Here is a 24044-nt window from a genome sequence, read left to right as displayed (position 1 = left end):
CCTCGATCAGCCAGTTCAGTCCGAGATAGAGCAAGCAAACCAGTACCGCGCCACGGGCGATCCCGAAAAGAAAGCCGAGGGACCGGTCGACGGCGCTGAGGCCGCTGCCTTGTAACGCGGCCGCAACATAGTGGGTGACCAGCGACATTACAATGACCGAGACAACGAAAACCGCGATACCAGCCGCCAGATCCGCCATATCGCCCCAGCCCAGCAACTGGCGCACATAGGGTGCGGCGACAGGGTAGAGATAGAGGGCCGCGAAAAACGCGGCGACCCAGGAGCCGATTGACAGCACCTCGCGGAAAAAACCGCGCGCGAAGGCGAGAAGACCGGAAAGCAGAATCACCGCGATGATCGCGATGTCGGTCACATTGATCGGCAGATTATCCATGGCTCACGCCTCTCCCGCCTTGCGGCCGATATTGGTTTCGTCCTGGAACATGGCTACCAGATCATGCAAATGCCTGATCGTGGCAAGAGCGAGGCTGCCATTGCGGGGCGCTTTCTTGTCACCCGACGAACGGCGCGGCTCCGGCAGGATGGCGCGCTCGAAACCGAGCTTGGCGGCTTCTTTCAGACGAGCCTCGGCATGGGAGACGGCGCGGATTTCGGCCGAGAGGCCGATTTCCCCGAACACGACCGAGTTCGACGGCACCGGCTTTCCGGTGAGAGAGGAGAGCAGGGCGGCGGCCACGGCAAGGTCGGCCGCGGGCTCGCCGACCTTGAGGCCACCGGCGACATTGAGGAACACGTCGCTGCCGGCAAGCACGACGCCGCAGCGTGCTTCGAGCACGGCTGTCACCATAGCGAGGCGGCCCGAATCCCAGCCGATCACGGCCCGGCGCGGTGTGCCGTAGGGCGAGGGGGCGACCAGTGCCTGGATCTCTACCAGCAGTGGCCGTGTGCCTTCCATGCCGGCGAAGACGCAGGCGCCGGAGACATTGTCCTGGCGGTCGCCGAGGAACAGGGCGGAGGGGTTGGTGACTTCGGCGAGACCGATTTCGGTCATTTCGAAGACGCCGATCTCGTCGGTCGGGCCGAACCGGTTTTTCACGCCGCGCAGGATACGGAACTGGTGGCCGCGTTCGCCCTCGAAATAGAGCACCGTGTCGACCATGTGCTCGAGCACGCGGGGGCCGGCAATGGTGCCTTCCTTGGTCACATGGCCGACCAGCAGCAGCACGATGCCGCGCCGCTTGGCGACGCGGATAAGCTCCTGCGCCGAGGCACGAACCTGGGAGACTGTCCCGGGGGCACTGTCGATGGCGTCCACATACATGGTCTGGATCGAGTCGATCACCAGGACGTCGGGTGCATCCTCGCCGTCCATCGTGGTGACGATGTCTCGCACGCTGGTGGCGGCGGCGAGTTGCACGGGGGCTTCGGCAACGCCAAGACGCTGGGCGCGCATCCGCACCTGATCCAGCGCTTCTTCACCGGACACATAGGCGCAGCGGGAGTTTTCGGAGAGTTTGGCCGTCACCTGCAGCAACAGCGTGGATTTGCCGATGCCGGGATCGCCGCCGATCAGCACGACGGAACCGGGGACCAGCCCGCCACCCGCGACCCGGTCGAACTCGGCGATATTCGTGACCCGGCGTGGCGATTTCTTCGAGCTTCCGGAGAGGCTGACGAAATCGATCTTCCTGCCCTTCGCTCCGCCGAGACCCTTCGGCGCGGCTTTCTCGACAACCTCTTCGATCAGGCTGTTCCAGGCGCCGCAGGCGTCGCATTTGCCGGACCATTTCGGCTGTACGCCGCCACATTCCTGACAGACGTAGCGGGCTTGGGTTTTTGCCATCGCGTGTGCTCCGCTCAGGCTTTGCGTGCCACGAGTTCAATCGGGCCGTCTTCGAGGCCGTTGATGAACTGGTGCACATAAGGATTGCCGGAAGTGTCGATCCCGGAAGTCGGGCCCTGCCAGATGATCTTGCCGTCATAGAGCATGGCGATGCGGTCGCCGATCCGGCGGGCGCTGTCCATGTCATGGGTGATGGTGAGCGCGGTGATCTTGAACTCCTGGACGCATTTGACAATCAGCTCGTCGATGATATCGCCCATGATCGGGTCGAGGCCGGTGGTCGGCTCGTCGAAGAAGACCACATCCGGCCGGGTGGCGATGGTGCGGGCAAGGGAGGCGCGCTTGCGCATGCCGACGGAGATTTCTCCTGGATACATCGCCGCGACAGCCTTCTCCAGCCCGACCTGGGCCATGAAGTCGAAGGCGATCTCATGTGCCTGCTTGCGGGGCATGCCCTGTGCTTCAACCAGCCCGAACGCGACATTCTCCAGCACGGTCAGCGAGTCGAAGAGGGCACCGGCCTGAAACAGCAGCCCGAAGCGGTTCATGATGCCGTGCCGTTCGGACGGGGACATTGACAGCACGTCAGTTCCATCGATCTCGACCGTGCCGCCATCCGCATCCATCAGACCGGTAATGGTCTTGATCAGCACGGATTTTCCCGTCCCGGATCCGCCGATCACAACCACGGATTCCGCATCCGCGATATCAAGGTCGAGGCCGCGCAGCACATGGTTGGGACCAAAGGACTTACGGAGATCCCTGATACTGATCTTGGGAGATGATGCCGCGGGTTCGGCCATTGCGATTTCCTGTCGCCTAGCGGGCGAAGAACAGTTCGGTGATGAGATAGTTGGAGATCAATATCAGTATCGAGGCGGAGACGACGGCATTGGTTGTTGCCCGGCCGACGCCCTGGGCACCGCGCCCGGAATGATAGCCGTGATAGCAGCCCATGAGCGCGATCAGGAAACCGAATACAGCGGCCTTTACCAGACCGGAGACCACATCCTGGACTTCCAGAAAATCAAACGTGCTTTTCAGGTAGCTGCCGGCATTGAAGCCGAGCTTGTGGACGCCAACGAGATAACCGCCGAAAACGCCGATGATGTCGCCGATCAGAACCAGGAAAGGAAGGCTGATAATGCCCGCAAGCACGCGCGGCACGACAAGATATTTATATGGGCTGGTCGACAAGGTTGTCAGGGCATCGACCTGCTCGGTCACCCGCATGGTGCCGATTTCCGCCGCCATTGAGGCGCCGATTCGGCCGGCGACCATGAGGCCGGCAAGCACCGGGCCGAGCTCCCGGGTCATGGACAGAACGACCACGGTGGCAATCGCGCTTTCGGCATTGAACCGGGAGAAGCCGGTATAGCTCTGCAACGCCAGGACCATGCCGGAAAACAGGGTGGTCAGCCCGACCACGGGCAAAGAGTAATACCCGATATCCACCAGCTGACGGCCGAGCAGGCGCCAATAGATCGGCGGACGCACGCAATGGCCGAGGATGATCCCCGTGAACACGGACAGCCGACCGGTGGCGGCGAGAAAGCCGAGAAAGGTCCGGCCTATAGCGGCAAGGAAATTCATGCGTGTGAGGTTCCTGTGCGTGAGCCGGGCATTTCGGTTGGCATCATTCAGCTCTCTCCGCTCACCGCATCAATGTAGCGTCGGGTATAACGATGACCAAGGCCTGTCAATATTTCATAGCCGATGGTCCCGGCCGCATCCGCCGCATCGTTCACTGTGTAGTGCGGCCCCAGCAGGTCGACAAACCCGCCGGGGTGAAGATCCGCCGGGTCAACGTCGCTGACATCGACTGCGAGCATGTCCATCGAAACGCGTCCAACGACAGGCAGCCTGAGCTTCCCGAGATAGGCAGCCCCCTGGCTGGAAAGGGCGCGCAGGTATCCGTCCGCATATCCGACAGCAACGGTGGCAATGCGTCCGTCCTTGCGGACCTTGTGCGTCCCGCCATACCCGACCGTGTCGCCGGCTTTCACGTCACGGATCTGGAGTACACGGGCGGACAGCCGGACCACGGGGGCCAGCGGGCTCGGCTCGCCATCCTTCACGCGTCCGCCATAGAGGGCGAAGCCGGGCCGGGCGAGATTGAAGTGATAGTCCGGCCCGAGAAAGATTCCGGCCGAGTTGGCGAGACTGGCCTGCATTCTTTGCTGCAGGTGGGGAAGCGCTTCCCGGAACCGTTTAAGCTGCGCGGCGTTTGACGGATCCGCCGGATCGTCCGCGCTGACGAGATGGGACAGGGCATAAAGCCAGTCAGGCCCATCGAGTATATCCGGCTCTTCGGAAACCCGTTTCATATCGCCGGCGGTCAGGCCGAGCCTGCTCATGCCGGTGTCGATATGCAGCATGGCGGGGAGCGCGCGACCGGCCGTGACGCACATCTGGCGGATCCGGGTGATCTGCCCGAGATCGTTGATCACCGGGATCAGGCCGTATTCCGGGAAAACCTCCTCGGTGCCCTGCAACAGGCCGTTCAGCACGGCGACTCGGGCATCGGGAAGCAGGCCCCTCAGGGCGATGCCTTCATCGACCGTGGCAACGAAAAATGTCCGGCACCCGGCTTCGAACAGGGCCGGCCCAACCCGGTCCATGCCGGTGCCATAGGCATCCGCCTTCACGGCCGCGCCGCATTCGACGCCGCCGAGCCGCTCTTTCAGATCGGTATAGTTCTGTTTGATTGCGCCGAGATCGATCAGGAGTTCCGACGCGGCGCCGGAACCGTTGATCGCCGGAAGGGTGTCGAGCATTAGAAATTGTCCGGGATATGATCGTCAGCGACGAAGTTGGAAAAGCGGGTCGTTGCGCCTTCGAAGTGCAGGGTCACTGTGCCCGTCGGGCCGTGCCTCTGCTTGCCGATGATGACTTCAGCCTTGCCGTAGGACGCTTCGCAGCGCTCTTTCCATTGGTCATGACGATCATGGAATTTCTCATCGGATTCCTCGATGCGCTGCGCCGGCTCGCCCTTTTCCAGATAGTACTGCTCACGGAACACGAACATGACCACGTCCGCATCCTGCTCAATCGAGCCGGACTCACGAAGGTCGGCGAGCACCGGCCGCTTGTCTTCGCGCTGCTCGACCGCGCGGGAGAGCTGGGAGAGAGCGATGACCGGCACTTCCAGTTCCTTGGCAATCGCTTTCAGGCCCTGGGTGATCATGGAAATTTCCTGCACCCGGTTATCTGTGCGCTGCCCGACGGAGGGACGCATCAGCTGCAGGTAATCGACCACGATGAGGGATAGCCCCTGTTGCCGCTTCAGGCGCCGCGCCCTGGCCCGCATGGTGGCAATGCTGATCGCCGGTGTGTCGTCGATATAGAGCGGTGCGCGCTCCAGATGCTGGCTGGCAGCAACCAGCTTCTGGAAATCCTCGGTGGTCAGCTCGCCGCGCCGGATATGCTCCGAGGAAATCTCGGTCTGCTCGGCAAGAATACGGGTGGCGAGCTGTTCGGCCGACATTTCCAGCGAGAAGAAGGCAACAACCTGCCGTTCCAGCTCCGGATCCTTCAGCGATGCGGTCGCCACATGGAACGCGATGTTCGTTGCCAGCGCCGTTTTACCCATGGCGGGTCGTCCGGCGAGGATCAGAAGATCCGACGGGTGCAGACCGCCGAGCTTGGCATCGAGGTCGGTGAGGCCGGAAGACACACCGGCGAGGCCGCCATCACGTTTAAAGGCCTCCTCGGCCATCCGGACCGAGTTGGTGAGAGCCTCCCCGAAATCCTGGAAGCCTCCCTGACTGGAGCCACGTTCGGCAAGGCCGAACAATTTCGATTCCGCTACTTCGATCTGCTCCGTTGCCGGCAGGTCGAGATCGTGCTGATAGGCCTCATTGACGATTTCGCCACCGATGTCGATCAATTCGCGCCGCAGGTAACTGTCATAGATCGCCTGCCCGTAATCATCGGCATTGATGACCGTGACGACGGAGGCGGCAAGACGGACGAGATACTGGGCGCCACCGGCTTCCTGCAGGGACTCGTCCTGATCGAAGAGAGCTTTCAGGGTGACCGGGTTGGCGATCTGGCCTTTTTCGATCAGCCGTCCGCAGGCAGCGAAGATCCGGCCATGCACCGCATCGGCGAAATGTTCGGCGGCAAGATATTCACTGACCCGCTCAAACGCGCGGTTGTTTACAAGGACAGCTCCGAGCAGACCTTGCTCCGCCTCCATATTGTGAGGCGGCTCGCGGTATGCGCTGGTTTGCGGTTCAGCGAGCGGGAGTGATGCAACGGTGGAAACTGGCTCTGAATTTGACATTGCCTACACATACCAAGAAGGGCTGTGGACGTCTTCTGCAATCTTATCCACAAGCTGTGATATATCAAAGACTTATGCTTGTGGATAAAGCAGGATAACGGGGATAAGTGTAACCGGAGCCGTACATTTCAACGGCTTCGGGGTGTGAAAAAGAAAACGGCCACCCGATGGGGCGGCCGTTTCCGGACACGGTATCTGGAGAAGAATCGCGAGGCTCAGGCCTCTTCGGTTTTTTCTTCTTCAGCAGCCTCTTCAGCGACTTCTTCGGTCGCAGCGGGAGCGGCTTCGACTTCATCTTCGTCGTCGAAATCGTTCTCTTCGCTGCCGACGGCGCGGCCGAGAAGTTTCTGCTGTTCCGCTTCATCCGTGCTGCGGGCGATGTTCACGGTGATGTTCACCGTGACTTCCGGGTGCAGCACGACGCGGATTTCCTCGAGGCCGAGGACTTTCAGCGCACGGTCAAGAACGACCTGACGCTTGCTGATGGTGACGCCTTCGGCGGTTGTCGCTTCGGCAATGTCACGGGACGTGACCGAGCCATAAAGCTGACCGCTGTCGCCGGCGGCCCGGATAATCGGAACCACCAGGCCGTCGAGCTTCTTGGCAACCTGTTCGGCTTCGGCCTTACGGTCGAGGTTTTCCGCTTCGAGCTGGGCGCGCTGGCCTTCGAAGTGGGTCAGGTTGCTCTTGTTCGCACGCAGGGCTTTACCCTGGGGCAGCAGAAAGTTGCGGGCAAAACCCGGCTTTACAGTAACGACGTCGCCCATCTGGCCGAGACGTTCGATACGCTCCAGAAGAATGACTTCCATTTCTCTTACTCCTTAAAGGCCGAAGCCGTTGCCGCGTTGCCACGGTGCAGGCCGGTTCCGGCCAGGGTCACGTTCAATTCGAATTCCGTGCGATCCGGCCCTTCAGGTCCGCCCAGTGATCGACCAGCCCTGCGAAAACCAGCAGGATCCAGACGAATTGCAGGACGGGCAGCACAAAGGACAGGATCATCAGCGTATAAGTCACGTGCAGAAGCCAACGTTTGCCATTCAGGGTCGCGGCAAGGGCGTGTATCAGCCCCAGCCCCGAAAGGAAGAATGGCAGACACAGGATTGGCACCGCGTTCCATCCGAGATAACCGAGCGTCCCGTCCGTGACCGCTGCCAGCAAGGCGGCAATCGCGAGCGGGAAGGGCGCCCAGTTCGGCAGACGGATGTCCCGCATGTCGGGCGAAGGCCTGAGGTTGGCGTTGAAACGTGCAAGCACGCCCTGAGCCAACAGACCATTGACGAGGATCATCGCCGCCCATTGTAACCCGGCAACACCGGGAAACACGGCGATGGTCAGTTCCCGGGCAGCGGCAAGCTGTTCCGGAGGCAGGGCCAGTGTTCCTTCGAAGGCCGTTCCCATGGCTGAGAAAAGGGCCTCGACTTCCATCCTGACGATGGCCTCGAGACCTTCCCCCTGTAAGCCTGCGACCACGATAGCTGTCAGCAATCCCGCAGCGGGGAGAGCCGTCAGCCACATGGCCAGCATGCCGGGAGGGAACCATTCGAGGTCCGCATTCTCCTGATTCTCGTCCAGAGGGCGTGCCAGCAATGCCTGCCGTGCAAGCAGAACCGCGGGCAATCCGCAGAAAATCAGAAAAAACAGCGCGGCCAAGCTGTTGGCAGCGAACAGCACAATGGCGCTCCCTGCCAGCGACGCTGCCATCCCCGCACCCCACCCGCGCCCGAGGGCGATGGCGAACAGCGGGAGAGGCGACAGGAACGCAAGCAGAATCGCCCCAAACGATCCGAGGATCGTGGAGAGATACATGAGCGCGCTTGCGATTGCCGCCGCTCCGATGGGTAACCACCTGGACCACATCTTGCCTCGTCAAGCCCGCATCAGCGGGCATCGGCTAATCCCGTTTAGCTGAGCACGTACGGCAGCAGGGCCATGAAGCGGGCGCGCTTGATGGCTCTCGCCAGCTCACGCTGCTTCTTGGCTGACACAGCCGTGATGCGGCTCGGAACGATCTTGCCGCGTTCGGACAGGAAGCGCTGCAGCAGCTTGATGTCCTTGTAGTCGATCTTCGGAGCGCTGGAGCTGGCGAAGGGGCAGGACTTGCGGCGGCGCATGAACGGCTTGCGGACAGCGGCGCGGGAAATTGTAAGAGTGCTCATGGATCAGTCTCCCTGGGCTTCGCTTGAGGCCTGTTCGCGATCACCGCGTTCCGGGCGATCACCACGTTCCGGACGATCACCGCCTGGACGGTCACCACGGTCGAAACGACCGCCGCCGCCCGGACGACCACCACGGCCACCGCGGTCGGTGCGTTCGGTCTTCGCGAGAACGATTGCGGAAGGACCTTCCGGAATTTCTTCCAGGCGCAGGGTGATGTAGCGCAGCACGTCTTCATTGAGACGCATCAGGCGTTCCATCTCCGTGATGGCTTCGGCCGGGGCTTCCATGTGCAGCAGCACATAATGGCCCTTGCGGTTCTTCTTGATCTTGTAGGAGAGGGAGCGCAGACCCCAGAATTCAGTATTCTTGATCTCACCACCCATGTTGGTGATGATTTCGGAGAATTCGGTTGTAAGCTGCTCGGCTTGGGCGGACGAGATGTCCTGGCGTGCGATAAACACGCTCTCATAGAGAGGCATTGGTGCTCCTTACGGATAATCAGAACGTTCCTCATGGAACGCTGCTAAGCCGGCTGCAAACCGGCAAGGAGTTATGTAAAAACCCGCCCCGGCACGAGGTGCCTTAGCGCGGGACCGGCGGAATATACACAAAACCGGCGGGCGTGCAACAGCGCTGTCGGTTCCGCTTGACAGGGCTTTTGCGGGTCGTTCTCTTTGGCGCCGCTAAAAAGCCGGTGCCTGTAGGCACTTCTCTTCACCCATTGCCGGTGAAGAGGCTTTGGAAACGCCGTGAAAGACAAGGATGTCACAGATGACGACGGTTCGCGCATTTACATTTCCGGGACAGGGTTCCCAGATCGTCGGAATGGGCAAGGCGCTTGCCGATGCCTATGGCGAGGCGCGCGCGGTTTTCGAACAGGTTGACGAGGCTCTGGGCGAGTCCCTGTCCCGGCTCATGTTTGAAGGGCCGGAAGAGGAGCTCCTCCTGACACGCAATGCACAGCCCGCCCTGATGGCGGTCAGTCTTGCGGTCGTCCGTGTTCTGGAAGCCGAGAGCGGCAAGGCGATCAGCGACATGGCAAGCTATGTCGCCGGTCACTCGCTTGGCGAATATTCGGCTCTCGCGGCCGCGCGCTCGCTTGATATAGCGGACGCGGCCAAATTGCTGCGGTTGCGTGGTGAAGCCATGCAGTCAGCGGTTCCGGTCGGGGAAGGCGCCATGGCGGCGCTGCTTGGTGTCTCGCTCGACGTGGCGCGCGAGATCGCGGAAGCGGGCCGTGCAGGCGGTGGTGTCTGCGATGTGGCCAATGACAATGCCGACGGGCAGGTGGTGATCAGCGGCGCCAGGGAAGCCGTCGAACGCGCCGTCGCGGCGGCGGCCGAGAAAGGCGCGCGCAAGAGTGTGATGCTGCCCGTCAGTGCTCCGTTCCATTGCGGTCTGATGGCGCCGGCGGCGGACGCGATGGCGGAAGCACTCGCGATCACGGACTTGCGCCAGCCTCTGGTGCCGCTGGTGGCAAACGTGCTGGCGGACAAGCTGGAGGATCCGAGCGAGATCCGCATCCGTCTCGTGGAGCAGGTGACCGGTATGGTGCGCTGGCGCGAGTCGGTGCTGTGGATGGCCTCTCAGGGTGTGACCGATATCGTCGAGATCGGCGCCGGCAAGGTGCTGACCGGCATGGCCAAGCGGATCGACCGTTCTCTCAAGGGCAATGCCGTCGGCACGCCGGAAGAGATCGCGGCCTTTCTCGAAACCCTTTAAGGTCCAATTTTGGCCCGTGCGCGGGTGAGGGAGAATTCATATGTTTCGTCTGGATGGAAAATCCGCCCTGGTAACCGGCGCGAGCGGTGGTATCGGCAATGCCATTGCCAGGGCGCTGCATGCGCAGGGAGCAGAAGTTGTCCTGTCCGGCACTCGTGAGGAGGCGCTGCAGGCGCTGGCAGCGGAGCTGGGCGAGCGGGCGCATGTCGTCACGGCTAATCTCGGCGATGCCGAGTCGGTTGCCGCGCTTGCCAAGTCGGCGGAAGAAATCGCTGACGGCGGTATCGATATTCTGATCAACAATGCGGGTGTGACCCGTGACGGCCTGATGATGCGGATGAAGGATGAAGACTGGGAGGCTGTGCTGAACGTCAACCTGACTTCCGGCTTCCGTCTTTCCCGCGCGCTGATGCGCGGCATGATGAAACGGCGCTGGGGCCGTGTCGTCGGTATCTCTTCCATCGTCGGCTCGACCGGAAATCCGGGCCAGGCCAACTATGCGGCCTCCAAGGCAGGCATGATCGGCTTCACCAAGTCTCTGGCACAGGAAGTGGCAAACCGGGGCATCACCGCGAATGTGGTGGCGCCGGGCTTTATCAAGACGGCGATGACCGATGCCCTGGACGAGGCGCAGCATGAGAAGTTGCTGACCGCCGTGCCCGCCGGACGGCTTGGCACGCCGGAGGATATTGCGGCTTCGGTGGTTTATCTTGCCTCCGAGGAAGCGTCTTATGTGACCGGCGCGACCATCCATGTGAATGGCGGCATGGCAATGCTATAGGTCTCTTGACCCGGCATTGGGAGGGCGATTCGCCTTTTAAATGCGGGGTTCATGAGGCGGCGCCTGGTGTTTCTGATGCTAGGCAAGTAAAAAAAAGTATGGTATCCCGCCGCCGCTTACAGGCGTGTTGCCTAACTGTTTCGGACTCCATGATGAAACACGGGTTTCTTGGGGTATATTAGAGGTCGGTGAACGCAGGCGTTTCGCTGACAAACCGTTGAGCTTAAGATTCGAGGAAAACAAAAATGAGTGACGTCGCCGCTAGCGTGAAGAAGATCGTGGTCGAACATCTCGGCGTTGATGAGGCCAAAGTGGTCGATTCCGCGAGCTTCATCGACGACCTCGGGGCCGACAGCCTCGACACGGTTGAACTTGTCATGGCGTTCGAAGAAGAATTTGGCGTCGAAATTCCGGATGATGCCGCCGAGAAGATCCTGACCGTGAAGGACGCAATTTCCTTCATCGAAGCATCCTCCAAGTAATTGGCTGACGACTGCCCTCGGGCGGAGTTTTCCGCCCGGGGTTACGTTTGTAATCTGGAAAAGTGCAAGGCATGAGACGTGTCGTAATCACCGGCCTCGGTCTGGTTACGCCCCTCGGCGATGGGGTCGAACATAATTGGTCCCGGCTCCTGAACAGTGAGTCCGGTATCAGGGCCATTGATACATTCGATGTTTCCGATCTGCCGGCGAAAGTTGCCGGTATTGTTCAGGAAGGCGAAGGGGGAGGCGGTCTTTTCAATCCGTCCGCCTACATGGAGCCGAAGGAACAGCGCAAGGTCGACCGTTTCATCCTTCTGGGTGTGGCTGCTGCCGATCAGGCGGTGCGCGATTCCGGATGGATGCCGCAGGATGAGGAAAGCCAGGATCGTACCGGCGTTCTCATCGGTTCCGGCATTGGCGGTCTGAGCAGCATCTCCGAGACCGAGGATCTGATCAAGGAGCGCGGTCCGCGCCGTATCAGCCCGTTCTTCATTCCGGCCGCACTGATCAATCTTATTTCCGGCCATGTTTCCATTCGCTTCAGGTTCCGCGGTCCGAATCATGCCGTTGTCACGGCCTGCGCGACCGGCGCCCATGCTATCGGGGATGCCGCGCGCCTGATCATGCTGGATGATGCGGATGTCATGGTCGCTGGCGGCTCCGAAGCGGCTGTTAGCCGGCTCGGCATTGCCGGCTTTGCCGCGGCCCGCGCGCTATCGACCAATTTCAACGACGCTCCCGAAACGGCTTCCCGTCCGTGGGACGAGGGCCGGGACGGCTTCGTCATGGGCGAAGGCGGCGGCTGTGTCGTTCTTGAAGAATACGAGCATGCCAAACGCCGTGGCGCGAAGATCTACGCCGAAGTAACAGGCTATGGCCTTTCCGGTGACGCTAACCACATCACGGCCCCGGCCGCTGATGGCAATGGCGGTTTCCGCGCCATGAAGGCCGCTCTGAAGCGGGCCAATCTGGCGACGGACCAGATCGATTATATCAACGCGCACGGCACCTCCACGCCGCTCGGCGATATGATCGAGCTTGGCGCCGTGAAGCGTCTGATGGGAGACGATCTGGGCGGTGCTTCCATGTCGTCGACCAAATCGGCCATCGGGCATCTGCTCGGCGCTGCCGGTGCGGTGGAAGCCATTTATTCGGTTCTGGCGATCCGCGACAGCATGCTTCCGCCGACGCTTAATCTCGAGAATCCGTCCGAGAATGTCGGGCCGGTGGATCTCGTGCCGCTCAAGGCTAAGGAGCGCAAGATCAAGCACGCGCTTTCCAATTCCTTCGGATTTGGCGGCACCAACGCCTCCCTGATCTTCTCAGCCGTGGATTAACGCAGCATGGGCCGTGCCCTGCTGCGTGCTTTCCTGGGACTGGTCATGCTGGCTATCGCCGGCGCTGTGTGCTGCGCGTGGCTTTACGCGCAGTTCACCAGCCCGGGGCCGTTGCCCGCATCCACTGCCATTGTCATTCCCTCCGGAACGGGCCTTGAAGGCATCGCCTCGACCTTGAAGAGAGCGGGTGCAATCAGGCGCGATTATATCTTTGTTATCGGCGCAAGAGTCTCGCAGCAGGCCCGGAACCTCAAGGCCGGAGAGTATCTGATCCCGGCCGCGTCCAGTCCGCGTCAGGTGATGGATATCCTGGCATCCGGCAAGACCGTGGTGCGCCGGTTGACGATTCCGGAAGGACTGACCGTCGCCGAGGTGATCGGCCGGTTGAATATTGCCGAAGGGCTGACCGGCTCCGGGGGCAAACCGGACGAGGGGACGCTGCTGCCGGAGACCTATCATTTTTCCTACGGCGATTCCCGGGAAGAACTGGTCAAGCGCATGCAGTCCTCCATGTGGGAGGCCGTCACCCGGTTGTGGGGAATGCGGTCTCCGGATCTACCGCTCAAGACACCGGAAGAGGCCGTCATTCTGGCTTCCATCGTGGAGCGGGAAACCGGCATTCCGCAGGAACGCGGTCTGGTCGCGGGGGTGTTCGTCAACCGCTTGAAACGCGGCATGCGTCTGCAGTCCGATCCGACCGTGGCCTATGGTATCGCGCCCGGCGGTCTCGACCGGCCTTTGACGCGCGCCGATCTGAAAGAGCCAACACCGTACAATACCTATGTTATCAAGGGGCTTCCGCCGACTCCGATCGCCAATCCGGGGATTGATGCGATCCGGGCCGTGATGAACCCGGTGGAGACGGATTACATCTATTTCGTCGCCGACGGGTCTGGCGGTCATGCTTTCGCCCGGACACTGGACGACCACAACCGGAATGTCAGGAAGTGGCGGAAAATCCAGAACGGAAACTGAACGGTAAAGTGTAATCGTTGCCTGCTGTATTGTAGCGGCGAAGATGACAGGCATGCGCTCCTTGCCGTTCTGACACCAGCCAATTGCACTTGCCATGAATGGGCTATCGGATCTGAATGGGGCGCCCGCCATGCGGATTCTCCGGCTACAGGGCCAAAGGTTTGCCGATGCAGGTAAATTTCGTTGTTCACATCGTCAGTATGGTTGTCTTCGGCACCGCGATCGCGGCCATGTTGCCGATGCTGGCCGATGTCATCTCGGGCCGGGCGGAATGGGTGGCTTTCGCCGTCTCGGCCGCTGCGATGGGCTTTTTCGGCGGCGCCTGCATTCTGGCTACCCGTGGGGAGCGGTCGAAAGCAATTTCCCTGCGGACCGCGTTTCTGCTGACCGGGCTTTCCTGGTTCGTCCTGCCACTCTTCGCGGCGCTGCCTTTTCTGGATCTTGGCCTCAGTTACGCCGACGCGATCTTCGAGGCGACGTCGGGCATCACCACGACCGGGTCGACGGTGATCCAGGGGCTCGACGATCTGCCGCCGGGGATCCTGCTCTGGCGTTCCATCCTGCAATGGATCGGCGGTGTCGGGATTCTCGTCATGGCCGTTGTCCTGCTGCCGTTCATGCGTATCGGCGGCGCACAGCTTTTCCGGACCGAGAGCTCCGATACGTCCGACAAGGTCGAGCCGCGCTGGTTCATCCTGATGTCGAACATCCTTCTGGTTTACCTGTTTCTGACAATCCTCTGTGCGATCCTCTACTGGCTCCTCGGAATGAACGCATTCGATGCGGTCTGCCATGCGATGGCGACCATCTCGACCGGCGGCTATTCGACCCACGATGCATCGTTCGGCTATTTCGACAGCCGTTCACTGCAATGGGTCGCGACCATATTCATGCTGTCCGGGGCGATCCCGTTCTATGTCTATATCAAGGCCGTGCGCGGGAACGCCCGGGCGTTTATCTCGGACAGTCAGGTCCGTGCGCTCGTCATCTTTCTCGTTGTTGTCAGTGTCGCCATGGCCGGCTGGCTTTCCCGGCATAACCATGTCGATTTCGGCGATGCGCTGACGCTGACCTTCTTCAACATCACCTCGGTCGTCACGACCACCGGGTTCGCCAGTGTGGATTACACGCTGTGGGGAACCGGTGCCGTCGGCGCGTTCCTCATCCTGACTTTTGTCGGGGGCTGTTCCGGCTCGACTTCGGGCGCGATCAAGATCTACCGTTTTCAGGTTCTGACGCAGGTCATCAGTGCCCATATCAAGCGGCTGACCAGCCCGCACCGCGTGGTGCCGACGCATTTCAACGGCCGCCCCCTGCCGGACGATGCGGCGATTTCCGTGCTGGCGTTCCTGACCATGTTTGTCGCCACCATCGCGCTGTGCACATTGGCGCTGACCTTCATGGATCTCGATCTGATCACCGCCTATTCAGCGAGCGTGACGGCGATCACCAATGTCGGTCCCGGCCTCGGTCCGGTGGTCGGTCCCGCCGGAAATTTCAGCAGCCTGCCTGACAGTGCAAAGCTGCTTCTGGCCTTTGCCATGATCCTCGGGCGGCTGGAAATCTTCACCATTCTGGTGATTTTCGATCGCGGGTTCTGGAAAAACTAGGTAAAGCCGAGCGCTTCCGGTTCAGCCCGATTTCGTTGGCAACCGCCCCATCAACCCGTCTATCCAGGATGGCGGCAGGGCCTGCAGCAGGATGACCATGGCATGCATCGGCCAGGGGAAGGCGATCCGGGCTTTGTTTCGTTCCAGGCCGCGCCGGATGATCTCCGCTGCCTTGTCCGCATCCATCAGGAAGGGCATTGGAAAGGTATTTACATCGGTCATGGGCGAGCGGACATAGCCGGGACAGATAACCGAAACTTCAACCCCGCTGCGGGCCGCTGTCGGCCGTAATCCTTCGCCGAAAACCTTCACCGCCGCCTTGCTGCCGCAATAGGCCGGTGCCCCGGGGAAGCCCCGGAAGCCGGCCAGCGAACTGACGATCCCGATCTGCCCCTTGCCGCGTTCCTGCATCAGCGGCAGCGCGGGGAGCACCGTGTTCATCACGCCATCGACATTCACCGCATAAACCCGCCGCACCTGATCCGCCGGCTCCGGCCCGCCATCGCCCGTTCCGGCGGAAATTCCGGCATTGGCGATGACCAGATCAAGTGGCGCGGTTGCATGGGCTTCGGAGATCCAGAGCGCCATCGCGTCCCGGTCGGTGACGTCGATGATCTTTGTGTGGACTTCCGCGCCCCTGGAGGAGGCCGCATCCGCGACACTCTGCAGGCGCGCCGCATTCCTGCCTCCGAGGAACAGAACGGCCCCCGGTGACGCGTAGGTTTCGGCCAGCGCTTTACCGATTCCACCGGAAGCTCCGGTGATGAGAATTGCGCCAGGTGCATGCATCAGACTGCTCCGCGTCTTGTTGCCGTAACAGGGCACGGATATAGTGCGCCTCCTTTCTCTATAGCAAAGATCTGGTGGTGCGAGTGGCGATCAACAGCATGACGGGTTACGCCCGTGTCGAGGGAACCCATGATTCTGGTGACGGCGCTGCGCAATGGCAGTGGAGTTGGGAGGTCAAGTCGGTCAACGGCAAGGGTCTCGATATCCGGTTTCGTCTGCCCGGCGGATTCGACGCGCTGGAGATCCCGGCCCGCAAGCTGATCGGCACGAAGCTTGGCCGTGGCTCGCTTTCGGTCTCTCTGATGCTCTCCCGCCAGACCACGTCGAAGGCGTTGACGGTGAACCGGGAATTGATCGAGCAGATCCTGGAGCTTCAGGGTACGCTTGAAGCCGAGGGCAAGATCTACCCGTCCCCTCCGCGTCTCGACAGCCTGCTGTCCGTGCGGGGCATTCTGGAGACGGAGGAAGAGCCGGCGCAGGACCCCGCGCAGAAGGAAGCGCTGATCGCGGCACTCATGGCCGGTCTCGAAACCGTGCTGAAGCCCCTGTCCGACATGCGCGGGGAGGAGGGCGCTCATCTTGCGAACATGCTGACGGCCCATCTCGACACGCTCGCCGGATTATCCAAAGCAGCCAAGGATACGGCCGATCTTCAGCCGGGCCAGCAGCGTGAGCGGATGAAGCAGCAGATCGCCGAGATTCTCGAGCAATCCCCGCCGGTCTCCGAGGAGCGTCTGGGACAGGAGCTGGCATTGCTGGCGACCAAGGCGGACATTCGTGAGGAGGTCGATCGTCTGGATGCCCATGTCGCGGCCTGCCGGGATCTCGTCAATGCCGGCGGCGTGATCGGCCGGAAACTCGATTTCATCTGTCAGGAACTGAACCGGGAGAGCAACACGATCTGCTCCAAGGCGGCGTCCCTTGCGCTCACCAATATCGGCCTCGAGCTGAAATCAACGGTCGAGCAGTTCCGCGAGCAGGTGCAGAACGTCGAATGAGCATGTCCGACGAATTTTACCCCGATATGCAGCGCCGTGGCCTGATGCTGGTGCTGTCTTCCCCGTCCGGTGCCGGCAAGACCTCGATTTCCCGCCGTCTTCTGGAGGTCGAGGACGAGCTCACAATGTCCGTTTCGGCGACCACACGGCCCCGGCGTCCGGGCGAGGTGGACGGCGTCGATTATCACTTCATCGACCAGACCGAATTCCAGTTGATGATCAACCGGGGCGAGTTCCTAGAATACGCCAAGGTCTTCGACAATTACTACGGCACGCCGCGCGGCCCGGTGGATGCGGTTCTGAGTGGCGGCAAGGACGTGCTGTTCGATATCGACTGGCAGGGCACCCAACAGGTCGCCGACGCGGCCCGTGACGATCTGGTCAGCGTCTTCATCCTGCCCCCCTCGACCCATGAGCTGGAACGCCGCCTGATGGGACGCGCGCAGGACAGCGCCGAAGTCGTCGCCCAACGTATGTCCAAAGCGGCGGACGAGATCAGCCATTACCGCGAATACGACTACATCATCGTCAATCGCGATCTCGACGAAAGCGTAGACGCCGTCCGCGCAATCCTCACCGCCGAACGCCTGAAGCGTGACCGTCGGCTTGGGTTGACGGATTTCGTGAAGCTGCTCAGGGAAGGGCGTTAGGTCTTGCTGGACTTGGCGTTTCATCTGTTTGAGTACCGGCAAGGACATGGGTGGGTTGTTCGTGGGCTGGAATGGCCAAGGCCCGGCTCTTCGCCAAGTTGTAAATTACGCCTTCACCTGTTGAAAGCGATCCGATATAAGGCCAATAAGCCAAATCGCACCTGAACACTGTGGATTTTCGATCGATGGGCAAGTATCTCGACGACCTTTGGAACGACCTTGAGCAGACTTGGGATCTCGCCATGAAGGTGAATGATCTTTCCGAGCAAGAGCGCTCTGATGTGTCCGCAGCCTGGGAAACCTATTTCAAGCCGGCTGAACTGGTTGATGCCGCGCGGACGGAAGGTGAGGGCCAGAACCCGCCGACCAAGGTTTTCTGCACGAACATCTATGGTCTGCAATACAACCCGGAAACCAAGTACTGGGTGCCGTTCCGTCACGGCGAGATCGACCTCGCGAAATTTACCGAGGATTGATCCCCAGGCCCGTCTGATTTTTGTCAGCGGGCCTTTTTTGACGATAAATCAATCAACAAGGCGCGTAACTTCATGTTTCGCGTCTACTTATCATGTATGGTATTGATAGTTTTCGAGGCAAAAGCTGCACAATCTACTGTGCGGCTTTGGTTTGGCTATTCGATACCGAGGTGATTCAATGGCAGGGGCGGACCAGCCCGTAACCGTAAACCGGTTGATGCGAGCCTGCTACACGGCCTTGATGTCGGCCGGTGTTTTCAGTTTCGCCGTGAACATGCTGATGCTGACCTTGCCGGTCTTCATGTTCCAGGTGTTTGACCGGGTGCTGGCAAGCCGCAGTGAGGCAACGCTTTACCTGCTGCTCGGCATCGCCGCCTTCACGCTCGGCATTCAGGCAACACTCGATACGATTCGCGCCTACGCCTTTGTCCGGATCAGTGGCTGGATCGACCGCCGGATCGGCCCGATCCTGCTGTCCTCCATCATCACAGATGCCCTCGACCGGAGCAGCCAACCGAACAGCAATCCGCTGCGCTCGCTTGGAACACTCCGCATGTTTCTCACGGGGCCCGGCATGCTCACCATGCTGGATGTGCCCTGGGTGCCGGTCTTCCTCGCCCTGATCATGTGGATTAATCCGCATATGGGACTGGCTGCCATCGGCGGCGCCGCGGTCATGCTGGTGCTCGGCATCATCAACGACCGGATGACGCGGCCGGCGCTCAATGCGGCACAGGAATTTTCCTCCAAGGCCTATTCGGCGGCGGAATCCGCTGTGCGTAACGCGGCCGTGGTCGAAAGCATGGGCATGCGCCGGAACATCATGGGGCGCTGGCACCGGGAAAACGAAAAGGTTCTCACCCTGCAAGGCCGGGCCAGTGATCGGGCCGCCATCCTGAGCGCGATGTCGAAGTCCGCCCGCATGTTGATCCAGATGGTGATCATGACCGTTGCCGTCCTGCAGATCATCGACCCTTCGGTCGATATGACGCCGGGCATGATGATCGCCTGTTCGCTGATTCTCGGCCGGGCGCTGCAGCCGGTCGAGATGGGCATCAGCCAGGCCCGCCAGCTGGTCGATGCGCTGGCGGCGTACAAGACCATCGAGACAGCGCTGGTCAATGCCCAGTCGGGTATGCGCCGGATGGAACTGCCCGCCCCGAAAGGCCATCTGGTTCTGGAGAATGTCGGGTATCAGCCGCGCGGTGCGCCACGGCCGATCCTTCAGCGCATCAGCTTTGAGGTCAAACCGGGTGAGGCGCTCGGCGTCGTCGGCCCGTCCGCTGCCGGTAAATCCTCGCTGGCACGGCTCATCGTTGGCGTGGAAAAGCCGCATGTTGGCCATGTCAGGCTCGACGGTGCCGATATTTTCAATTGGGACACGGATAACCTCGGCAAGCATGTCGGTTACATGCCGCAGGATATCGAGCTGTTCGGCGGATCCGTCGCGGAAAACATCGCGCGTCTTGATGCAGATCCGGACCCGGAACTGGTGATCGATGCGGCGAAACTGGCCGGCTTGCATGAACTGATCCTGCAATTGCCGAATGGCTATGACACGGATATCGGCAATGCCGGAGCGATTCTTTCTGGCGGACAGAGACAGCGTGTCGCTCTGGCGCGCGCACTCTATGGTGGCCCGTCGATCGTGGTTCTGGATGAGCCGAATTCGAACCTGGACTCCAAAGGGGACGAAGCCCTCGCGAATGCGGTCAATGTCCTGAAGGACCGGGGCGCCACGGTTATCATGATCACCCACCGGGTGCAGACCTTGGCGAATATGAACAAGCTGCTGGTCCTGCAGGACGGCATGATGAACAAGTACGGCTCCCGCGATGAGGTGCTGGCCAGCGCAGGCATGGGCGCGGCTCCTTCCGCTCCTGCTGGTGCCTCAGCTCCGGCCGCCAAGCCGGCTGCGAAGAAAGTTTCCGCCCCGCCGCTTGCCCCGGACAACGCCGTGGAGGGGATGCCGGATGTCGAGCGCCGCAGGATGCCAGCGCCGCCACCACCAGCAGGACCCGGGCCTGCCCCGCGCGGTGTGCCCGCATCTGTGAATCTGCCGCCACCGCCACGGGTTCCCGATTTGCCTTCCGCACGGCGAGCACGCTCAGGCAAGACGACGCCGCCAACCCTGCAGCCGGGGACCGGCCACGGTGTTCGCCCGCAGCTCGGTCAGGGCTCGGCGCAAGCGCTTGAAATCCTGGCCGCGCGTCCGGCATCAGGGCCGAATGCGAAGCCAGCGCCGGATGCTTCCGGTGACGATTCCGGGCCAATGGTGCGGCCGCCGAAAATGGAGACGACCGTGCGCCTGCAATCCCCGCCGGCGGGCACTGTTCGTCCGGCGCCGGCGCCGGCAAACACACAGGGACCTGCCCCCAGGAAGCCTGTTGAACAGCCTTCGGTCTCTCGTCCGCTCACACCACCACCGCCGCCGAGCCCCCGTCCGGTCGCGGCACTCAATATCGAGGACATACAGTCCATTTCGGGACGCCCCCGTGCCAAGCAGTAAGCAGACCGGCCCGAGCAATCATGGCCGTTGTCAGGAACCATAAATGTCGAATGCCGAAAACGACCTGAGCGATCCTTTTGGCCTTTCGGACGCGGAGAATCCGAAAGCCTGGCGTCCTGTTGTCTGGATCGGTTTCCTGGTCCTGCTGCTGTTTTTCGGCGGCTTCGGCCTTTGGGCCTCGCTGGCCCCGCTCGGAAGCGGGGCGATCGCGCAGGGTCAGCTGCAGGTTTCGTCGAACCAGAAAACCGTTCAGCATCTGGAAGGCGGGATCATCGAGGCGATCAATGTCCGGGATGGCGACCTGGTGCACGAAGGCGAGGTTCTGATCAAGCTGGACGACACAAGGGCACGGGTCGAATACGAACTGCTCCATAAACAGTTTTTGACCCACCTGGGCAGCAAGGCCCGCCTTGTCGCCGAGCGGGACGATCTGGCGGAGGTCAATTTTCCGGCTGAACTGTTGTCGCAAGCAGCGGATGTCGATGTCGGGGAAGTCATCGCCGGACAAAGGCGCCTGTTCGAGACCCGTATCAGCGCCCGCGACAGCCAGTTCGGGCTGCTTCGCCGCCGTATCCAGAAAACCCGGGAAGAAATCACGGCACTCGGGGCACAGCAGCGGGCGGATGCACGCCAGTATGAGCTGATTCAGGAAGAGATCGCGGATGTCCGGGTGTTGTACGAGAAGGGGCTGGAGCGGAAGCCGCGCCTGTTGTCCCTCGAGCGGACGGCGGTGCAGCTGGAAGGCAGCATCGGAAACCGCAAGGCGCTGATCGCGCGGGCGGAACAGACGATTGCCGAAACCGAGTTCCAGTTGCTGAACACCGAGGAACGGTTCAAGACCGAGGTGGAGACCAATCTGCGTCAGGTGCAGGACCAGATGATCGATCTGAAGGACCGTCTGACAGGCGCGCGGGATGCGCTGGACCGGACCCGTATTCGGGCCCCCCAGGATGGGCGGATCTACGGTCTGCGGTTCCATACGGTTGGCGGCGTTGTCGCTCCGGGAGAGCCGGTGATGGGCATCGTGCCGCAGGACGATACGCTGGTGGTCAAGGCGCGGATTGATCCGACCGATATCGACGTGGTTGAAGTCGGCGCGTTGACCAGTGTGAGGCTGACCTCTTTCAGCCAGCGGACCACGCAGCCGATCGATGGCGAACTGGTCAGTATTTCGGCTGACATCGTGCAACCAGAGCAGGGCGCGCCCTTCTATGAGGCGCGTGTCGTTCTTGATCTGGACAGTCTGGCAAAGCAGCCGGAACTGGAGCTTGTGCAGGGAATGCCGGCAACCGTGATAATCTCGACCGGTGACCAGACGCTGCTTGAATATCTGCTTGCCCCGCTGGTGCGCAGTTTCGAGATGGGATTGAGGGAAAACTGATCCGATGAATGACGTGCCCGATAATCGTTCGTTTCTTCCCTATGGCAGGCAGCTTATCGACGAGGCTGACGAGCAGGCGGTTCTCGACGTTTTGCGCGGTGACTGGCTGACAACCGGCCCGGCGGTGGAGGCCTATGAGACGGCATTCGCCGAACGTGTCGGGGCCAGGCACGCGATTGCCTGCTCCAGCGGAACGGCGGGCCTGCACATGGCCGCGATCGCTCTCGATCTTGATTTTGGTGATATCGTTGTCGTGCCGAGCGTGACCTTCCTGGCTACGGCCAATGCGGCCCGGTATGTGAAGGCGGATGTTCTGTTCGCCGATGTGGACCCTGAAACAGGCGTGATGCGTCTGGAGGATGTGCAGAGAGCCATCGCCGGCATGTCCAAGGGAACGGTGAAAGCGATCTTCCCGGTTCATCTGACAGGACACACGGTCAATCTGGACGAACTTGCCGCGGAATTCCCCGAGCTGGTGCTGATCGAGGATGCCTGCCATGCACTCGGCGCCGAATACGAGACCGACGGCAGCATGGTTCCTGTCGGCTCATGCCCGCATGGCGGCATCACCATGTTCTCGACCCATCCGGTGAAAACCATCGCGACGGGCGAGGGAGGCATGCTGACAACCAACAGCGATCGCTTCGCCGAAACTCTGCGGCGGTCACGAAACCACGGTCTCGTGCGGGAGCCGGAGAGTTTCCTGAACAAGCGGATGGGGTTCGAGGACGGCGTTCCGGCCCCCTGGTATTATGAGATGCACGAGCCCGGCTATAATTACCGGCTCTCCGACATCAATGCCGCCCTCGGCCTCAGCCAGCTGGGTAAGCTCGACGGTTTTGTCTCCAAACGGCGCGCTCTCCGGGCACGCTATCAGGAGCTTCTGGACGCGCTTGGCCCGCATGTGGCGATGCAGAAGGTAGCGCCGGGTTGCAATCCGGCCTGGCATCTCGCCGTGGCCCTGATCGATTTCGCAGCGCTGGGTACGACCCGGACGGCGGTGATGACGGCCCTGAAGGAGCGGGGGATCGGCACTCAGGTGCACTATATCCCGGTACACCGCCAGCCTTATTATGCGAGCCGGTATCAGGCGAAATCCCTGCCCGGCGCGGACGCCTATTACGCCCGTTGTCTCAGCCTGCCGCTATTCCCGGCGATGAGCGAAGGTGACGTTGAGCGGGTGGTTGAGGAACTGACTGAAGTGCTCGGCATATAAGGGGGCGCGAATCTGCCTCTTCCTCATATGCGGGAAACAGGGCAAAATAAAATGATTCGAATGTCTTAGGGGGAGGCTCCGGGCCGCATGAGCTATCAACCATTCTCGTTTGATACCGACCACATCGATCTCAATGGCAAGACGGTGCTGGTTACTGGCGGCACAGGTTCCTTCGGTAAGGAATTTGTCCGAACCGCCCTGGCTTCCTCGGAAATGCGCCGCTGCATCGTGTTCTCACGGGACGAGCAGAAGCATTACGACATGGGGCAGGATTATCCATCGGTTCCGGGCAAGCCGATCCGCTATTTCATTGGCGATGTACGCGACGTGGACCGGCTGGAGCTGGCGATGCGCGGCGTGGACTATGTGGTGCATGCGGCGGCGATGAAGCATGTGCCGGCCGCCGAATACAACCCGTTCGAGTGCGTCCAGACCAACATCTACGGCGCCGAGAATATCGTGAAGGCGGCGCTCCGCACCGGGGTGAAGAAGGTCATCGCATTGTCGACGGACAAGGCGGCGAACCCGATCAATCTTTACGGTGCGACCAAGCTCGCCTCCGACAAGATCTTCGTCGCCGCGAACAATATCTCCGGGGCGGACGGCTGCCGGTTTTCGGTCGTTCGCTATGGTAACGTGATCGGCTCGCGCGGCAGCGTTATTCCCTTCTTCCGCAAGCTGATGAACGAGCAGTCGCCGGATCTGCCGATCACCGACGAGCGCATGACGCGGTTCTGGATCACCCTGCAGCAGGGGGTGAATTTCGTGCTTTCCAGCATGCAGATGATGAAGGGCCGCGAGATTTTCGTGCCCAAGATCCCGAGCATGAAGATTACGGACGTGGCGAAGACCATGGCGCCGGGCCTGCC

At 61.2% G+C, this 24044-nt stretch carries 24 protein-coding genes; 13 read left to right on the top strand and 11 right to left on the bottom strand.

The genetic code is table 11. From position 1 onward, the window contains the following. From AAC126_RS15500 to rpsF, 10 genes are all read right to left on the bottom strand, one after another. Positions 1–394 (bottom strand): CvpA family protein (locus AAC126_RS15500; RefSeq protein ID WP_339854876.1); only part of this gene is annotated, 394 nt, incomplete at its 3' end. A 3-nt stretch (positions 395–397) separates the two neighbouring features. Next, positions 398–1804, bottom strand: a complete 1407-nt coding sequence (gene radA, locus AAC126_RS15495; RefSeq protein WP_339854874.1) for a DNA repair protein RadA — start codon at positions 1802–1804, stop codon at positions 398–400. 14 nt (positions 1805–1818) lie between these two features. After that, complete coding sequence (locus AAC126_RS15490) at positions 1819–2607, bottom strand: ATP-binding cassette domain-containing protein (protein ID WP_339854872.1); 789 nt, start codon at positions 2605–2607, stop codon at positions 1819–1821. Between the two features lie 16 nt (positions 2608–2623). Then, a complete protein-coding gene (locus AAC126_RS15485; protein ID WP_339854870.1) occupies positions 2624–3397 on the bottom strand; it encodes an ABC transporter permease in 774 nt (257 codons plus the stop codon). A 47-nt stretch (positions 3398–3444) separates the two neighbouring features. Then, the gene (gene alr, locus AAC126_RS15480) at positions 3445–4581 is read right to left on the bottom strand and encodes an alanine racemase (protein ID WP_339854868.1); all 1137 of its coding nucleotides are present in this window, start codon (positions 4579–4581) and stop codon (positions 3445–3447) included. Then, complete coding sequence (locus AAC126_RS15475; protein ID WP_339854866.1) at positions 4581–6092, bottom strand: replicative DNA helicase; 1512 nt, start codon at positions 6090–6092, stop codon at positions 4581–4583. Before AAC126_RS15475 ends, alr begins: the two co-directional genes overlap by 1 nt. Positions 6093–6307: 215 nt before the next feature. After that, a complete protein-coding gene (rplI, locus tag AAC126_RS15470) occupies positions 6308–6901 on the bottom strand; it encodes a 50S ribosomal protein L9 (RefSeq protein ID WP_339854864.1) in 594 nt (197 codons plus the stop codon). Between the two features lie 73 nt (positions 6902–6974). Continuing rightward, positions 6975–7949, bottom strand: coding sequence for a DUF2232 domain-containing protein (locus AAC126_RS15465; protein WP_339854862.1), 975 nt, complete (start codon positions 7947–7949; stop codon positions 6975–6977). A gap of 44 nt (positions 7950–7993) precedes the next feature. After that, positions 7994–8248, bottom strand: coding sequence for a 30S ribosomal protein S18 (rpsR, locus tag AAC126_RS15460; protein ID WP_339854860.1), 255 nt, complete (start codon positions 8246–8248; stop codon positions 7994–7996). 3 nt (positions 8249–8251) lie between these two features. Further along, entirely contained in the window at positions 8252–8728 is a 477-nt protein-coding gene (gene rpsF / locus AAC126_RS15455) for a 30S ribosomal protein S6 (RefSeq protein WP_339854858.1), read from the bottom strand. Positions 8729–9020: 292 nt separating this feature from the next. On the opposite strand from rpsF, the gene fabD reads away from it, so the two are divergent. From fabD to AAC126_RS15425, 6 genes are all read left to right on the top strand, one after another. Then, the gene (gene fabD, locus AAC126_RS15450) at positions 9021–9971 is read left to right on the top strand and encodes an ACP S-malonyltransferase (RefSeq protein ID WP_339854857.1); all 951 of its coding nucleotides are present in this window, start codon (positions 9021–9023) and stop codon (positions 9969–9971) included. A gap of 40 nt (positions 9972–10011) precedes the next feature. Then, positions 10012–10752: a 3-oxoacyl-[acyl-carrier-protein] reductase gene (gene fabG / locus AAC126_RS15445; protein WP_339854855.1), complete on the top strand. Its 741-nt coding sequence runs from the start codon at positions 10012–10014 to the stop codon at positions 10750–10752. Positions 10753–10997: 245 nt separating this feature from the next. Next, complete coding sequence (locus tag AAC126_RS15440; protein WP_339854853.1) at positions 10998–11234, top strand: acyl carrier protein; 237 nt, start codon at positions 10998–11000, stop codon at positions 11232–11234. Positions 11235–11305: 71 nt separating this feature from the next. Beyond that, a complete protein-coding gene (fabF, locus tag AAC126_RS15435; protein WP_339854851.1) occupies positions 11306–12571 on the top strand; it encodes a beta-ketoacyl-ACP synthase II in 1266 nt (421 codons plus the stop codon). A 6-nt stretch (positions 12572–12577) separates the two neighbouring features. Next, a complete protein-coding gene (gene mltG / locus AAC126_RS15430) occupies positions 12578–13546 on the top strand; it encodes an endolytic transglycosylase MltG (RefSeq protein ID WP_339854849.1) in 969 nt (322 codons plus the stop codon). A 116-nt stretch (positions 13547–13662) separates the two neighbouring features. After that, positions 13663–15156, top strand: coding sequence for a TrkH family potassium uptake protein (locus AAC126_RS15425; protein WP_339854847.1), 1494 nt, complete (start codon positions 13663–13665; stop codon positions 15154–15156). Positions 15157–15177: 21 nt separating this feature from the next. Here the strand turns inward: AAC126_RS15425 and AAC126_RS15420 are convergent, their stop codons facing one another. After that, positions 15178–15945 carry an SDR family NAD(P)-dependent oxidoreductase gene (locus AAC126_RS15420; RefSeq protein WP_339854846.1) on the bottom strand — a complete coding sequence of 256 codons (768 nt, stop codon included), beginning with the start codon at positions 15943–15945 and terminating at the stop codon, positions 15178–15180. 83 nt (positions 15946–16028) lie between these two features. Here AAC126_RS15420 and AAC126_RS15415 point away from each other — a divergent pair, with 83 nt between their 5' ends. The 7 genes from AAC126_RS15415 to pseB form a co-directional block, all read left to right on the top strand. Beyond that, positions 16029–16943, top strand: coding sequence for a YicC/YloC family endoribonuclease (locus AAC126_RS15415; RefSeq protein WP_339854845.1), 915 nt, complete (start codon positions 16029–16031; stop codon positions 16941–16943). 2 nt (positions 16944–16945) lie between these two features. Next, positions 16946–17593 (top strand): guanylate kinase, encoded by a 648-nt coding sequence (gmk, locus tag AAC126_RS15410; protein WP_339854878.1) that lies wholly within the window; start codon positions 16946–16948, stop codon positions 17591–17593. 185 nt (positions 17594–17778) lie between these two features. Then, on the top strand, positions 17779–18069 hold the full coding sequence (locus AAC126_RS15405; RefSeq protein WP_339854843.1) for a hypothetical protein: 291 nt from the start codon (positions 17779–17781) through the stop codon (positions 18067–18069). A 178-nt stretch (positions 18070–18247) separates the two neighbouring features. Continuing rightward, entirely contained in the window at positions 18248–20578 is a 2331-nt protein-coding gene (locus AAC126_RS15400) for a type I secretion system permease/ATPase (RefSeq protein ID WP_339854841.1), read from the top strand. 43 nt (positions 20579–20621) lie between these two features. Continuing rightward, positions 20622–21959, top strand: a complete 1338-nt coding sequence (locus AAC126_RS15395) for an HlyD family type I secretion periplasmic adaptor subunit (protein ID WP_339854839.1) — start codon at positions 20622–20624, stop codon at positions 21957–21959. A gap of 4 nt (positions 21960–21963) precedes the next feature. Continuing rightward, positions 21964–23175, top strand: a complete 1212-nt coding sequence (gene pseC / locus AAC126_RS15390) for a UDP-4-amino-4,6-dideoxy-N-acetyl-beta-L-altrosamine transaminase (protein ID WP_339854838.1) — start codon at positions 21964–21966, stop codon at positions 23173–23175. Between the two features lie 87 nt (positions 23176–23262). Beyond that, on the top strand, positions 23263–24044 hold a 782-nt coding region (pseB, locus tag AAC126_RS15385; protein WP_339854836.1), incomplete at its 3' end, for a UDP-N-acetylglucosamine 4,6-dehydratase (inverting).

Source organism: uncultured Nisaea sp., assembly GCF_963974195.1.
Classification (GTDB): Bacteria; Pseudomonadota; Alphaproteobacteria; order Thalassobaculales; family Thalassobaculaceae; genus Nisaea.
Note: the sequence above shows the minus strand (reverse complement) of the source record. Positions and strands in the feature narration are given on the sequence as shown.

Coding starts and splice junctions, on each gene's coding strand:
- AAC126_RS15490 (WP_339854872.1), bottom strand. CDS start 2,607: ATGGCCGAACCCGCGGCATCATCTCCCAAGATCAGTATCAGGGATCTC.
- AAC126_RS15400 (WP_339854841.1), top strand. CDS start 18,248: ATGGCAGGGGCGGACCAGCCCGTAACCGTAAACCGGTTGATGCGAGCC.
- mltG (WP_339854849.1), top strand. CDS start 12,578: ATGGGCCGTGCCCTGCTGCGTGCTTTCCTGGGACTGGTCATGCTGGCT.
- AAC126_RS15420 (WP_339854846.1), bottom strand. CDS start 15,945: ATGCATGCACCTGGCGCAATTCTCATCACCGGAGCTTCCGGTGGAATC.
- AAC126_RS15440 (WP_339854853.1), top strand. CDS start 10,998: ATGAGTGACGTCGCCGCTAGCGTGAAGAAGATCGTGGTCGAACATCTC.
- AAC126_RS15395 (WP_339854839.1), top strand. CDS start 20,622: ATGTCGAATGCCGAAAACGACCTGAGCGATCCTTTTGGCCTTTCGGAC.
- fabG (WP_339854855.1), top strand. CDS start 10,012: ATGTTTCGTCTGGATGGAAAATCCGCCCTGGTAACCGGCGCGAGCGGT.
- rplI (WP_339854864.1), bottom strand. CDS start 6,901: ATGGAAGTCATTCTTCTGGAGCGTATCGAACGTCTCGGCCAGATGGGC.
- AAC126_RS15425 (WP_339854847.1), top strand. CDS start 13,663: ATGGGGCGCCCGCCATGCGGATTCTCCGGCTACAGGGCCAAAGGTTTG.
- pseC (WP_339854838.1), top strand. CDS start 21,964: ATGAATGACGTGCCCGATAATCGTTCGTTTCTTCCCTATGGCAGGCAG.
- AAC126_RS15475 (WP_339854866.1), bottom strand. CDS start 6,092: ATGTCAAATTCAGAGCCAGTTTCCACCGTTGCATCACTCCCGCTCGCT.
- AAC126_RS15465 (WP_339854862.1), bottom strand. CDS start 7,949: ATGTGGTCCAGGTGGTTACCCATCGGAGCGGCGGCAATCGCAAGCGCG.
- alr (WP_339854868.1), bottom strand. CDS start 4,581: ATGCTCGACACCCTTCCGGCGATCAACGGTTCCGGCGCCGCGTCGGAA.
- gmk (WP_339854878.1), top strand. CDS start 16,946: ATGTCCGACGAATTTTACCCCGATATGCAGCGCCGTGGCCTGATGCTG.
- fabD (WP_339854857.1), top strand. CDS start 9,021: ATGACGACGGTTCGCGCATTTACATTTCCGGGACAGGGTTCCCAGATC.
- rpsF (WP_339854858.1), bottom strand. CDS start 8,728: ATGCCTCTCTATGAGAGCGTGTTTATCGCACGCCAGGACATCTCGTCC.
- AAC126_RS15485 (WP_339854870.1), bottom strand. CDS start 3,397: ATGAATTTCCTTGCCGCTATAGGCCGGACCTTTCTCGGCTTTCTCGCC.
- rpsR (WP_339854860.1), bottom strand. CDS start 8,248: ATGAGCACTCTTACAATTTCCCGCGCCGCTGTCCGCAAGCCGTTCATG.
- radA (WP_339854874.1), bottom strand. CDS start 1,804: ATGGCAAAAACCCAAGCCCGCTACGTCTGTCAGGAATGTGGCGGCGTA.
- AAC126_RS15405 (WP_339854843.1), top strand. CDS start 17,779: ATGGGCAAGTATCTCGACGACCTTTGGAACGACCTTGAGCAGACTTGG.
- fabF (WP_339854851.1), top strand. CDS start 11,306: ATGAGACGTGTCGTAATCACCGGCCTCGGTCTGGTTACGCCCCTCGGC.